Annotated in this window: 11 protein-coding genes; 6 read left to right on the forward strand and 5 right to left on the reverse strand. The window is 50.7% G+C overall.

The genetic code is table 11. The annotated features are described in order from the left end of the window. Positions 1-27: 27 nt before the first annotated feature. The 3 genes from SK35_RS12030 to nifJ all read right to left on the reverse strand — a co-directional run bounded on the left by SK35_RS12030 (position 28) and on the right by nifJ (position 5,411). Positions 28-240 carry a KTSC domain-containing protein gene (locus SK35_RS12030; protein WP_048216297.1) on the reverse strand — a complete coding sequence of 71 codons (213 nt, stop codon included), beginning with the start codon at positions 238-240 and terminating at the stop codon, positions 28-30. A 145-nt stretch (positions 241-385) separates the two neighbouring features. Next, positions 386-1,519: a porin OmpC gene (gene ompC, locus SK35_RS12035; RefSeq protein WP_048216298.1), complete on the reverse strand. Its 1,134-nt coding sequence runs from the start codon at positions 1,517-1,519 to the stop codon at positions 386-388. Positions 1,520-1,886: 367 nt separating this feature from the next. Further along, positions 1,887-5,411, reverse strand: a complete 3,525-nt coding sequence (gene nifJ, locus SK35_RS12040) for a pyruvate:ferredoxin (flavodoxin) oxidoreductase (RefSeq protein ID WP_048216299.1) — start codon at positions 5,409-5,411, stop codon at positions 1,887-1,889. 274 nt (positions 5,412-5,685) lie between these two features. Between nifJ and SK35_RS12045 the strand changes: the two genes are divergently transcribed. Then, the gene (locus SK35_RS12045; RefSeq protein WP_003833199.1) at positions 5,686-5,952 is read left to right on the forward strand and encodes a putative hemolysin; all 267 of its coding nucleotides are present in this window, start codon (positions 5,686-5,688) and stop codon (positions 5,950-5,952) included. 13 nt (positions 5,953-5,965) lie between these two features. Here the strand turns inward: SK35_RS12045 and hslJ are convergent, their stop codons facing one another. Continuing rightward, positions 5,966-6,385 (reverse strand): heat shock protein HslJ, encoded by a 420-nt coding sequence (gene hslJ, locus SK35_RS12050; protein WP_048216300.1) that lies wholly within the window; start codon positions 6,383-6,385, stop codon positions 5,966-5,968. Between the two features lie 112 nt (positions 6,386-6,497). Beyond that, the gene (locus SK35_RS12055) at positions 6,498-7,487 is read right to left on the reverse strand and encodes a 2-hydroxyacid dehydrogenase (RefSeq protein ID WP_003833196.1); all 990 of its coding nucleotides are present in this window, start codon (positions 7,485-7,487) and stop codon (positions 6,498-6,500) included. A 616-nt stretch (positions 7,488-8,103) separates the two neighbouring features. Between SK35_RS12055 and SK35_RS12060 the strand changes: the two genes are divergently transcribed. The 5 genes from SK35_RS12060 (at position 8,104) to SK35_RS12080 (ending at position 12,892) form a co-directional block, all read left to right on the forward strand. Then, positions 8,104-10,743 carry a YdbH family protein gene (locus SK35_RS12060; RefSeq protein WP_048216301.1) on the forward strand — a complete coding sequence of 880 codons (2,640 nt, stop codon included), beginning with the start codon at positions 8,104-8,106 and terminating at the stop codon, positions 10,741-10,743. Next, positions 10,740-10,931, forward strand: a complete 192-nt coding sequence (locus SK35_RS12065) for a YnbE family lipoprotein (protein WP_008784882.1) — start codon at positions 10,740-10,742, stop codon at positions 10,929-10,931. Before SK35_RS12060 ends, SK35_RS12065 begins: the two co-directional genes overlap by 4 nt. 7 nt (positions 10,932-10,938) lie before the next feature. Beyond that, complete coding sequence (locus tag SK35_RS12070; RefSeq protein ID WP_048216302.1) at positions 10,939-11,265, forward strand: YdbL family protein; 327 nt, start codon at positions 10,939-10,941, stop codon at positions 11,263-11,265. A 107-nt stretch (positions 11,266-11,372) separates the two neighbouring features. Continuing rightward, positions 11,373-11,978 carry a CDP-alcohol phosphatidyltransferase family protein gene (locus SK35_RS12075; protein WP_048216303.1) on the forward strand — a complete coding sequence of 202 codons (606 nt, stop codon included), beginning with the start codon at positions 11,373-11,375 and terminating at the stop codon, positions 11,976-11,978. After that, positions 11,975-12,892 carry a phosphatidate cytidylyltransferase gene (locus SK35_RS12080; protein WP_048216304.1) on the forward strand — a complete coding sequence of 306 codons (918 nt, stop codon included), beginning with the start codon at positions 11,975-11,977 and terminating at the stop codon, positions 12,890-12,892. Before SK35_RS12075 ends, SK35_RS12080 begins: the two co-directional genes overlap by 4 nt. Position 12,893 lies beyond the last annotated feature (1 nt).

The following is a 12,893-nucleotide window of genomic DNA, read 5'->3' on the forward strand; positions in this document are numbered from 1 at the left end:
TACAATGACAACGATCACATTTTGGCATCACTTTATTTTGATTTCAGGAAATTTGCCTTTTATTACCCCATCGTAAAATCGGCCTTTAGAGACCACGATCAGGAAATCACGAAAAATACGGGCAGGGACCTGCTGATATTGCAAGGTCGTCAACTGGTGAAAGCGAATTTCTAGGGTGCAAGAGGATTCGTCATAGCCGACGGATGCAATACGGGATGATTTTACAGGATGATGATTCATTGCAGGTATCCTCTACTACAGACCTTAATGCAAGATATCATCTATCAGAGATGTGTTTTAACGCAACAGATATAATGTTTTGAATGAGATAAAACAGAATTATTAGAGCGTAAAGAGAGCCCGCCGTTGCCAGCGGGCTGACGGATTAGAACTGGTAAACCATACCCAGTGCTACAGTGTCATCGGTAGAGATGTCATTGGCAGTGTAGAAGGTTTTGTCTTCATCAAGCAGGTTGATTTTGTAATCAACGTAAGTGGAGAAGTTTTTGTTGAAGTAATAAGTGGCACCTACGGAGGCATATTTAACCAGATCCTGGTCACCGTCTGATCCGTTTACACCCAGATCTTTACCTTTAGACATCAGGAAAGAAACTTCCGGACGCAGACCGAAGTCGAACTGGTATTGTGCAGTGACTTCAAAGTTCTGAGTTTTGTTGGCAATAGTATTATCACTACCGTCAGAACCACCATACGGGGTCATATTGCGGGTTTCAGAGTACATGGTTGCCAGGTAGATATTGTTCGCGTCGTATTTCAGACCAGCAGTCCATGCGTCAGCCTTATCACCACCTGCGGTAGAATGGTTTACCTGCTCATTAGTACGGTCAGAAGAGGTGTATGCCGCACCGAAGCTTACGCCCATACCCAGATCGTAGGTAGAGGAGATACCGAAGCCGTCACCGTTAGAGTTCTTCATGTTACGATCGTCGCCACCGTTATTGGTGCCTTCTTGCTCTGGTGACTGATTTTCGTTCGCACCCTGGTACTGCAGTGCAACGTTCAGACCGTCAACCAGACCAAAGAAGTCGGTGTTACGGTAGGTTGCAACACCGTTTGCACGACCGGTCATGAAGTTGTCTGCTTTGGTGTAAGAGTCGCCACCGAACTCTGGCAGCATATCGGTCCAGCCTTCAACGTCGTACATGACGCCGTAGTTACGGCCGTAGTCGAATGAACCGTAGTCGCCGACTTTAATACCTGCGAATGCCAGACGAGTCCAGGAGTCGCCTTTATCACCTTCGGTGCCGTTGGCCTGAACCTGATATTCCCACTGGCCATAACCGGTGATCATATCATTAACCTGTGTTTCGCCTTTGAAGCCCATACGCATATAAGTCTGATCGCCATCGCTGTTAGCGTCGTCAGAGAAATAATGCAGGCCGTCTACTTTTCCGTAGAGATCTAATTTGTTGCCGTCTTTATTATAAACTTCTGCAGCGTGAGCAGCGCCTGCAGCCAGCAGGGCAGGAATTACGAGAGCCAGTACTTTTCTGTTCATTGAAATAATCCTTTAGTTTTTTTATTAACCTGTGACTACCCATATAGGGAGTAAAAGCATGCTAAAGGAGAAGTTCCGTAAAGAGATAAATATGAATTGTTACGTCTTAAGTAAAACCTTAAACAAATGATTCTACGGAAATGATAATAATTGGCATGAATGGATTAATGAAAATATATATAAAATAAAAATTATACAATTGAATTTTGTTGGGCTATTCTGCGCGTGTTATATGCCTTTATTGTCACGTTTTATTTTTCGTTGGTATATTGATGGCAATTATTAATTAGCCAGCGAATAAATTGACAAGCCCGAACAACTGTTCGGGCTTTTTTTTTGATTCCAGCTTAATGCTGAACGAAAGGTGTTACTCGGTACTGCTCTTTTCCGCTTTGCCTGCCAGTTGGGCCAGGAAGTCGTAGCGTTTTTGCAAATCAGCCGTCGCATCCTTCCACAGCTGTTCTGCAACTTCTGGCTGTTGGGCGTTCAGGCGGCGGAAACGCTGCTCGTTAAGCAATGTTTCGGCCAGCGCATCTGACGGTGGGCGCGAGTCGAGCGCCAGCGGCAGCTTACCTTCGTCTGCTCGGCGTGGGTCAAAGCGGTACAGCGGCCAGAATCCGGTAGCCGTGAGTTGACGCATCTGATCGTGGCTTAGCGCGAGATCATAGCCATGCTCCTCACATGGGCTATACGCGATAATCAGCGACGGGCCGGGGTAGGATTCAGCTTCCTGGATAGCTTTGACCGTCTGATTCAACTGGGCGCCCAGAGAAATCTGTGCGACATAAACATGCCCGTACATCATCATGCTGACGCCAAGATCTTTGCGAGCCTTGCGCTTGCCATGCTCACCAAACTTGGTAACCGCCCCAAGCGGCGTGGCTTTCGACGCTTGTCCACCCGTGTTGGAGTAACACTGGGTATCCAGCACCAGAATATTGACGTTCTCGGTCAGACTCAGGACGTGATCCAGTCCGCCAAAACCAATATCATAAGCCCAGCCGTCGCCGCCAATCAGCCAGATGGACTTCTCGACCAGCGCGTCGGCATCGGTTAACAGTTGCTGTGCACCTTCGACATCTTTCAGATGCTGGCGCAGCGCAGCAACTTGCTCACGGCGTACTTCTGGCGTCGCTTCAGCATGCAGGGCGTCATTCAGTTCAGACGGAATATTATCCGCAAACTGCTCCAGCAAACGCATGACGCGCACACGGTGTTGATCCACCGTCAGGCGGAAGCCCAGACCAAACTCGGCGTTATCTTCGAACAGAGAGTTTGCCCACGCAGGTCCACGACCATTGACATCGGTCGTATACGGCGTTGAAGGGAGGTTACCGCCATAAATCGATGAACAGCCGGTCGCGTTAGCGATCAGCATGCGGTCGCCATACAGCTGCGTAAGCAGTTTGATATACGGTGTTTCACCACAACCAGAACAGGCGCCGGAATATTCAAACAGCGGAGTGATTAACTGCGAGGTACGGATATCAATGCGTTCAAGCTTGCTGCGGTCGATCTCCGGCAGATTGAGGAAGAAGTCATAGTTAACTTTTTCTTCTTCAACATGCTCAAGGCGCGACATCATATTGATGGCCTTGATTTCCGGGTTTTGGCGATCTTTTGCCGGGCAAACTTCGACACACAGATTACAGCCAGTGCAATCCTCTGGTGCAACCTGCAGTACATACTTCTGACCGCGCATATCGCGTGATTTCACATCCAAAGAATGCAGACTAGCAGGGGCGTTTTCCATCGCTTCAGGTGAAACCACTTTGGCGCGGATTGCCGAGTGCGGGCAAGCGGCAACGCAGTGGTTACACTGGGTACACAGTTCTTCCTTCCAGATGGGGATCTCTTCGGCGATATTGCGTTTTTCCCAACGCGTGGTGCCCATTGGCCAGGTACCGTCTGGCGGCAGCGCGGATACGGGGAGGGCATCACCCAGACCGGCGAGCATTGCCGCGGTGACGGTTTTCACGAAATCAGGTGCGGCATCAGAAACCACCGGTGGGCGGTTTGCGCTGTGCGGATCAACCGGCTGGAGTGCTACTTCGGCGACGGATTCGCGCGCCAGGGCCAGAGCCTGCCAGTTACGTTCAACCAGGTCCTGTCCTTTACTGCTGTAACTTTTCGCAATCGCCCCCTGCAATTCAGCCAACGCGCTGTCGCCGGGTAAGATTTGCGTCAAATGGAAGAAGGCCATTTGCATAACGGTGTTAATACGCGCTGCCAGACCGCATTCGCGGGCGATTTTGGCCGCATTAATCACGTAGAAATGGGCTTTCTTCTGATTCAGTACCGCCTGAACTTCCTGTGGCAGACGACCCCAGACTTCATCCACACTGTATGGCGTATTAAGCAGGAAGATACCGCCTGGTTTCAGGCGCTCGGCCATCTGATACTTATCGATAAATTGCAGCTGGTGACAGCCAACAAAATCGGCTTGTGAAACCAGATACGCTGATCGAATAGGCTGCTCGCTAACGCGCAGGTGGGAGACTGTCAGACCGCCTGCTTTTTTCGAGTCGTAGACGAAATAACCTTGCGCATACCATGGCGTCGAGTTACCAATAATTTTGATATTGTTTTTGGTGGCTGACACGCTACCGTCGCTGCCCAGCCCGTAAAACAGCGCTTCGAGCTTAGCCGTACCGGGCAGGGTGTTTTCCGGTAACGGTAGCGACAAGTTGGTGACATCATCATAGATACCGACCGTAAAGCGAGGTTTCGGCTTCGCGCTGCTCAGCTCATTAAAGACTGCCATCACGCAGTCTGGACCGAACTCTTTGGAAGAAAGGCCATAACGTCCGCCAATCACGCGCGGTAGCGTTTCTCGCTCGCCACAGTTAAAGGCTTCTGCTAACGCGGTCATTACGTCCAGATACAACGGTTCTGCCTGTGCGCCGGGTTCTTTGGTGCGATCCAGGACGGCGATGCTGCGTACGGTTTCCGGCAGCGCGCGCAGTAAATGTCTGGCAGAGAATGGACGGAACAGACGCACTTTCAGAACGCCAACTTTCTCGCCACGTGCCAGCAGATCTTCAACGACTTCTTCGCAGGTTCCAATCGCCGAGCCCATTAAGATAATGACGCGCTCAGCCTGAGGATGGCCGTAATATTCAAATGGCTGGTACTGGCGACCTGTCGCTGCGGCGAAATCGTTCATCGCCTGTTCTACATGATCGTAAACCGCGTTGTACCACGGGTTTGTTGCCTCGCGTGACTGGAAATAGGTGTCCGGGTTCGCAGACGTACCGCGAATAACCGGATGCTCAGGATTAAGCGCCCGAGCGCGATGAGCATCGATTTCCGCCTGCGGCATCAGTCCGAGGATCGTGTCGTCGGCCAGTGGCACAATTTTATTGATTTCATGGGATGTACGGAAACCATCAAAGAAATGAATAAACGGAACCCGGCTTTTCAGGGTGGCTATTTGCGAAATCAGCGCAAAGTCCTGTGCTTCCTGAACGCTGCTGGCACACAGCATCGCACATCCTGTCTGGCGCACCGCCATCACGTCGGAATGATCGCCAAAGATTGATAATGCGTGAGTAGCAATTGTACGAGCCGCAACGTGCAGTACAAACGGGGTCAACTGACCGGCCAGTTTGTACAGCGTTGGGATCATCAGCAACAGGCCCTGCGATGAGGTAAACGACGTAGAGAGCGCACCGGTCTGCAACGCGCCATGAACGGTTGCGATCGCGCCACCTTCTGACTGCATTTCTACGACGCGAGGGGTATCCCCCCACACGTTCTTAAGCCCGTTCCCGGCCCAGGCATCTGCCTGTTCAGCCATCGTCGAACTGGGCGTAATCGGGTAGATGGCGATAACCTCGCTGGTACGAAATGCGACTGAAGCAACCGCACCATTACCGTCAATTGTGATCATACTGACACCCTTACATTGCGCAAAAAGAGGGACACGCGTAACAGCGGCGAGTCCTGTAGTTATCTTTCTATTTTAGCAAAAGCGCTAAAGACAGATTTTCGCTTTTGTGTCCCTGGAATAAACAGAATGAATGGTTTGATCAAAGGAGCAGGCAAAAAATTGCCAGAAAATGTAAACAGTACGCATAAATGCGTATTTTGCCTCTCGACGGCGGTGTTTCCGCTGCCTATTATTTATGGCTGTGTCGTTTGGTTAATATTCAGAGGGGAGTAAGATGCGCGCAGCGTTTTGGGTAGGATGTGCCGCGTTATTATTATCGGCTTGTAGCAGCGAACCTGTTCAGCAGGCAACCGCCGCGCATGTCGCACCGGGCATGAAGGCAGCAATGTCCAGTTCAGGAGAAGCTAATTGCGCCATGATTGGCGGTTCGCTCTCTGTTGCTCGTCAACTGGATGGTTCTGCTATCGGGATGTGTGCGCTACCCAACGGCAAACGCTGTAGTGAGCAGTCGCTTGCCGCCGGAAGTTGTGGGAGCTATTAAGCCACCACGTTTCCTACATTAAATCCGCGAGTTTATACGTCAGCGTTTGTTCTGCTGTCGCCAGCGTTAACTGGTCAGCAGTCAGATCGACCTGTGCGCCTTGCTTAAACATTTCGCTGACGATCCCGTCGAGCGCGTTAAGCTGTGGATCGGCGCACATCATACGCGTCATCGCCATATCTTTTACCTTCAACTCACCGTCGGACAGCTTGCCCTGGCCGTGGAATTGATTACACATCTTTCCTGATACCGTCATGTTTTCGCCAAAACTTAACTCAGGTGGGTTGTTGGTGGCGGTGACGGCTTTACCATTCACGCTTTGCAAAACGAAGCGGTGATGCTGCAACTGTTCGCGATTGACGGAAACTTTTCCATTGCTCACACAGCCAGCCATCAGCATGCTGAGCGCAATCAACGTGACAACTTTCTTCATTAAATTTCTCTACGTTTGCGACGGGAATACATTCAATATAATAATGATACTGAATGTTTTATCATCGGTGATTGTCTGAAAATGCTCCCCTGACGCCAGGGGAGCACAGGTATTAGAAGAGGGCGTTTGGACAGGTCTCGCCTTTAGAGATTTGGGCCAGATTCTGCAGCGTGGTCTCAGAAATGCTGGTTAACGCTTCTGCGGTCAGGAATGCCTGATGACCGGTAAACAGCACGTTATGGCAGGCTGACAGACGACGGAATACATCATCCTGAATGACATCATTAGATTTATCTTCAAAGAACAGGTCGCGTTCGTTCTCATACACGTCCATACCCAGAGAACCAATTTTCTGGTTTTTCAGCGCATCGATAGCGGCTTGTGAGTCGATCAATGCACCACGACTGGTATTAATGACCATCACGCCGTTTTTCATTTGCTCAAAGGCTTCGTGATTGAGCAAATGATAATTCTCCGGTGTTAACGGGCAGTGCAGAGAGATGACATCTGACTCTGCAAACAGCGTTTTAAGATCGACATATTCAACGCCTAACTCCAGCGCAGCAGCGCTCGGGTAAGGATCGAACGCCAGCAGACGCATACCAAAACCTTTCAGGATCCGCAGCGCAGCGATACCGATTTTACCGGTACCGATCACCCCAGCGGTTTTGCCATACATAGTAAAACCGGTCAGCCCCTCAAGAGAGAAGTTGGCATCACGGGTACGCTGATAAGCGCGGTGAATACGGCGATTCAGCGTCATCATCATGCCAATCGCATGCTCAGCGACGGCCTCTGGTGAATAAGCTGGAACACGAACCACCTGCAGACCCAGCTCTTTTGCTGCGTCGAGATCGACGTTATTGAACCCGGCACAACGCAGCGCAATGTATTTCACGCCATGCTTTTTCAGTTCTTCCAGAACGGGGCGGCTGCCATCGTCGTTGACGAAAATGCACACAGCTTCACAGCCATGGGCGGTTTTCGCTGTTTTTTCCGTCAACAGAAAGTCAAAGAATTCAAGTTCAAAACCAAAAGCCTCGTTAACCTGCTGCAGATACTTCTTGTCGTACTGTTTTGTACTATAGATGGCGAGTTTCATAAGACTTTCTCCAGTGATTTTGACGTCACATTAATCCAATTCAAATTATTTTACAAAATCTAAAAAGTTATTGATAGTCATAGGCGTAATGAATAATTTCAGCGTATCTGTTGTTAGTGTGGGCAGGTTACACAATTTCAACAACTGGATATTTTTCTATCCAACTCAACACCTGAATATCGCGGCAGGTAAAAAGCCAGCCGAATCACATCCGGACAGCTACGCTTATACAGGTAGCAATTATCGGGAGGGGTTATGCTGACTCACTCTGAAGCAAAACGATGGGCCACCCTAATGCTCAAGGCGGCATTATGCGATGGTATGAAACCTGATGAGATTTCCCGGCAGGTACATCTGGTCTGCGATCATCATGGTAGGGAGTGCCTCGAAGAACTCATTGAGGAAATTCTGATAGAAGCAGGTCGTATCGGACCTAAACATAGCGATGGACAACTTAGGCCTCATTGAGTCTGAATCTTAATATCCCAGACGGCACGTGTAACAGCGTGCCTAGAAATCGGTTATCTATCCTTAATGTGGGCATATCCAGTTAAACATGCCACAATACAGGCCTAAACCGGCTTAAATTTTTGCTAAATCAGGATATTAACTACCCATGAAGGGTAAATATAAAGCCGTTCTGGCACTCCTCTTATTATTGATTCTCGTGCCGCTGACGCTAGTGATGACGCTTGGCCTGTGGGTGCCTACGTTGGTGGGTATCTGGTTACCCGTTGGAACACGCATCGCGCTGGATGAAAGCCCGCGGCTGACACGGCATGGGTTGCATATACCTGAACTCCGCTATCTGGTTGAAGATTGCCCGCTAGCACGCATCACTCAGGCGGATCTGTCTCACCCCAGCCGCTGGTCGCTGAATGTCGGGACCATTGAGTTGGATTCAGCTTGCCTGGCCAAATTGCCGCAGGCAGAGCCATCGCCGGCAGCGCCTAAAACGCTGGCTGAATGGCAGTCAATGCTGCCCAATACCTGGATTAACATCGACAAACTTATTCTTTCTCCATGGCAGGAATGGCAGGGAAAACTGTCACTCTCGCTCACTCCCACCACTCAACAGCTGCGTTACCAGGGTGAAAAAGTTAAATTCCAGGGGCGTTTGCACGGGCAAAACCTCACGGTAACTGAGCTGGATGTTGCGGCATTTGAAGGCCAGCCGCCGGTAAAACTGGTCGGTGAATTTACTATGCCACTGGTTCCCGATGGGCTACCGGTAAGCGGTCATGCGGTTGCGACGTTAAGTCTGCCGCAAGAGCCTACGCTTGTGGACGCCGAACTGGAGTGGCAAGAAAACAGCGGACAACTGATTGTCATGGCGCGTGATAATGCCGATCCGCTGCTGGACCTTCCGTGGGAAATAACACGCCAGCAACTTACCATCAGCGACGGACGCTGGAACTGGCCTTATCAGGGATTCCCGTTAAGCGGGCGGTTGGGCATAAAAGTTGAAAACTGGCAGGCCGGACTGGAAAACGCGGTGGTGAGCGGGCGTCTGAACGTTCTGACGCATGGCGACGCCGGTAAAGGAAATGCCGTATTAACGCTGGGGCCGGGTAAGCTTGGCATGGATAGTAGCGAGATGCCGCTACAGTTGACCGGTGAAGCGAAACAGGGCGATCTGATCTTCTACGCGAAATTGCCCGCCAGACTTACCGGAAGTCTGAACGATCCACAATTGGCTTTTGAGCCAGGAGCGCTGCTGCGCTCACGTGGGCGGGTGATTGATTCGCTGGATATTGACGAGATTCGCTGGCCGCTGGCAGGCGTAAAAGTCACGCAACGTGGTGTGGATGGGCGTCTGCAGGCTATTTTACGTGCGCATGAAAACCAGATGGGGGGCTTTGAACTGCATCTGGATGGCCTGGCAAATGATTTTCTTCCTGATGCCGGTCGTTGGCAGTGGCGATATTGGGGGGAAGGCAGCTTTACGCCGATGCATGCCCGTTGGGACGTTGCGGGTAAGGGAGAATGGCATGACAACACCCTGAAGCTATTTGATCTTTCTACCGGATTTGATCATCTGCAATACGGCACGATGAAGGTGGAAAATCCGCGTCTGGTGATGGACGAACCGATAGTTTGGGTGCGGGATGCAACCAAACCGACATTTAGCGGCGCGCTGTCGCTGGACGCAGGGAACACCACCTTCACCGGGGGAAGCGTGTTACCACCATCGACGCTGAAGTTCAGTGTGGAAGGTAGCGATCCGACAACTTTCCAGTTCAAAGGCCAGCTTCACGCAGGGGCGATTGGGCCCGTACAGCTGAATGGTCGTTGGGACGGTATCCGCCTGCGCGGACAGGCCTGGTGGCCAAAACAATCGCTCACCGTATTCCAACCTCTGGTTCCACCTGACTGGAAAATGAAGCTACGTGAAGGTGATCTGTATGCGCAGGTCGCGTTTTCGGCAGCCCCGGAGCAGGGCTTTGAAGCAGGCGGTCATGGGGTGTTAAAAGGCGGTAGCGCCTGGATGCCCGATAACCAAATCAACGGTGTCGATTTTGTATTGCCTTTCCGGTTTAGTGAAGGCGCATGGCAACTGGGTACGCGTGGACCTATTTCACTGCGTATTGCGGAAGTGGTGAATCAGGTGACGGTGAAGAATATCGCCGCCGATCTGCAGGGGGCGTACCCCTGGAGTGAAAACAACCCGTTACTGTTGAGCGATGTCAGTGCCGACCTGCTGGGTGGCAAAATCATCATGCAGCAACTGCGGATGCCGCAGCACGACCCGGCCTTATTGCGGGTGCAGAATATCTCTTCCAGCGAGCTTATCAGTGCGGTTAACCCCAAACAGTTCGCCATGTCTGGCCCGGTCAGTGGTGCGTTGCCATTATGGCTGGACAACGAAAAATGGATCATTAAAGACGGCTGGTTGACTAATCCAGGGCCGATGACGTTGCGTATTGATAAGGACACAGCGGATGCGGTCGTCAAAGATAACATGGCGGCGGGGGCGGCCATTAACTGGCTGCGTTATATGGAAATAAGCCATTCGTGGACGAAAATAAATCTGGATAACCTCGGTGTCTTAACCATGCAGTCAACCGTGACTGGCAATAGTCGGGTAGATGGCAAAGTAGGTACGGTTAATTTGAATTATACCCACGAGGAAAACGTCTTTACGCTATGGCGCAGTTTGCGTTTTGGCGACAATTTACAGGCATGGCTTGAACAAAATGCAGCGCTGCCGGAAACCCATTGCCCGGAAGGCAAGGAATGTGAGGAACAACAATGAAAACGATAGCTGCCATGCTGGGTCTGCTGACTTCATCTCTGCTGGTAGGGTGTACTCCCAGAATCGAAGTGGCTGCGCCAAAAGAGCCCATCACCATTAATATGAACGTCAAAATCGAGCATGAGATCCATATCAAAGTTGATAAAGACGTCGAAAGTTTATTGAAATCGCGCAGCGATTTGTTCTGAGGTCATGATGAGAAAACAGTTTGCAGTGGCGCTGGTCGTCCTAAGTTTACTCAGCAGCAATACGTGGGCATTGACCCTGAATGAAGCCAGAACTCAGGGGCGAGTAGGGGAAACGCTCAATGGCTATCTGGTCGCATTGCAAACCGATGCCGAAACGCAGGCGCTGGTGAGTGAGATTAATAAAGCGCGCAACGCCAGCTATCAGCAACTGGCAGAGAGCAATAATATTCCGCCAGATGAAGTGGCAAAAATGGCCGGGCAAAAGCTGGTTGCTCGCGCTAAACCGGGAGAGTATGTGCAGGGTATAAATGGTAAGTGGCTGAAAAAACAATAGAGTATTTTAATAAGCTCGATTTATTTAGTTACTCCCATAAAAAGTAATAGGCGGCAACGGTTAATTAATCCACTATATTTAAATCAACAAATTATCAAGGAGTGATGATGACGCTTTATCAGATAAAGCCCGCCTTTCAGGCGCTTTTGCGGCCTCTCATGTTCTGGCTACATAAAAAAGGCGTCACAGCGAATCACGTTACTCTTGCCGCGATGGCGCTTTCTTTTGTGACCGGTGCAGTGCTGGTTATTTTCCCCCAACCTGAATTTTTTGTTCTCCTGCCCATCGTGTTGTTTATACGGATGGCGCTCAATGCACTGGACGGCATGCTGGCGAGGGAATGCAACCAACAATCGCGACTTGGGGCCATTCTTAATGAAAGCGGAGACATTCTTTCCGACATTGCGCTTTACTTGCCGTTTATGCTGCTCCCCGACAGTAACGTATTACTGGTTTTGGTGGTGCTGTTCTGTGCGGTGATGACGGAGTTTTGCGGCGTCCTGGCACAAACGATTAATGGCGTCCGCAGCTATGCCGGACCGCTGGGTAAAAGCGACAGAGCGTTGGTATTTGGCGCGTGGGGTCTGGCGCTGGCGCTGTGGCCGCAGGTTGCGCAGTGGAACAATGTGCTCTGGGGTATTGCTACGCTCTTACTGTTATGGACGGTGATTAATCGCTGTAAAAGTGCATTGCGTGAAGAGGCCGTGAAATGATGCTGTTAGAGAGGTCACTCGCGGTCATTTTTGCGCTGCTGTTGGTTGCAACGGTGGTGAATGGATTACTGGTGTGGCGACGACCGGGCAAAGACTGGCGGGAACTGACATTACGCATTCGCACCTGGTGGGTAATCATCTTATTGTTTTCTCTGGCTATTTTAAGTCCGCGCTGGCTGGCGTTAACCTTTTTTGCGCTGGTGAGTTTCATGGCGCTAAAGGAGTTTTTGACGCTGGCTCCGTCGCGTCAAACCGACCGCATGCCGCTGCTGTGGATGTTCGTTGCTATTCCGATTAACTACTGGTTGATTGGCATCAACTGGTACGGCATGTTTGTCGTTTTTATCCCGGTCTATGCATTCTTATTCTTACCTGTTCGTATGGTGATTGCGGGTGATACGCAGGGCTTCTTACGTTTTGCCTCGCAGCATCACTGGAGCCTGATGACCACCGTATTTGCGTTCAGCCATGTCGCGTTTTTGCTGGTACTGCCTGATGATGGCAAACAAACCGGCGCATTGCTGGTGCTCTTCCTGGTAGGTTTAACGGAATTCAACGATATTGCGCAGTACCTGTGGGGAAAATCGATTGGGCGTATGAAGGTTATGCCTAAGGTCAGCCCTAACAAGACGCTGGCGGGACTGATCGGCGGCGTGGCAACGACTACGCTGATGGCGGCACTGCTTGGGCCTATGATGACGCCATTAAACTTACCGCTGTCGCTGCTGGCGGGTTTTATTATCGGTCTCAGCGGTTTTTGTGGCGATGTGGTGATGTCGGCAATAAAACGTGATATCGGCGTGAAGGACAGCGGAACACTGTTGCCAGGCCACGGCGGTATTCTTGATCGACTGGATTCTCTGATCTTCACCGCCCCCGTTTTTTTCCACTTCATCCGCTACTTTTGCTACTAAC

Origin of the sequence: Citrobacter sp. MGH105, assembly GCF_001037485.2 — a bacterium.
Lineage (GTDB): Bacteria > Pseudomonadota > Gammaproteobacteria > Enterobacterales > Enterobacteriaceae > Citrobacter > Citrobacter portucalensis.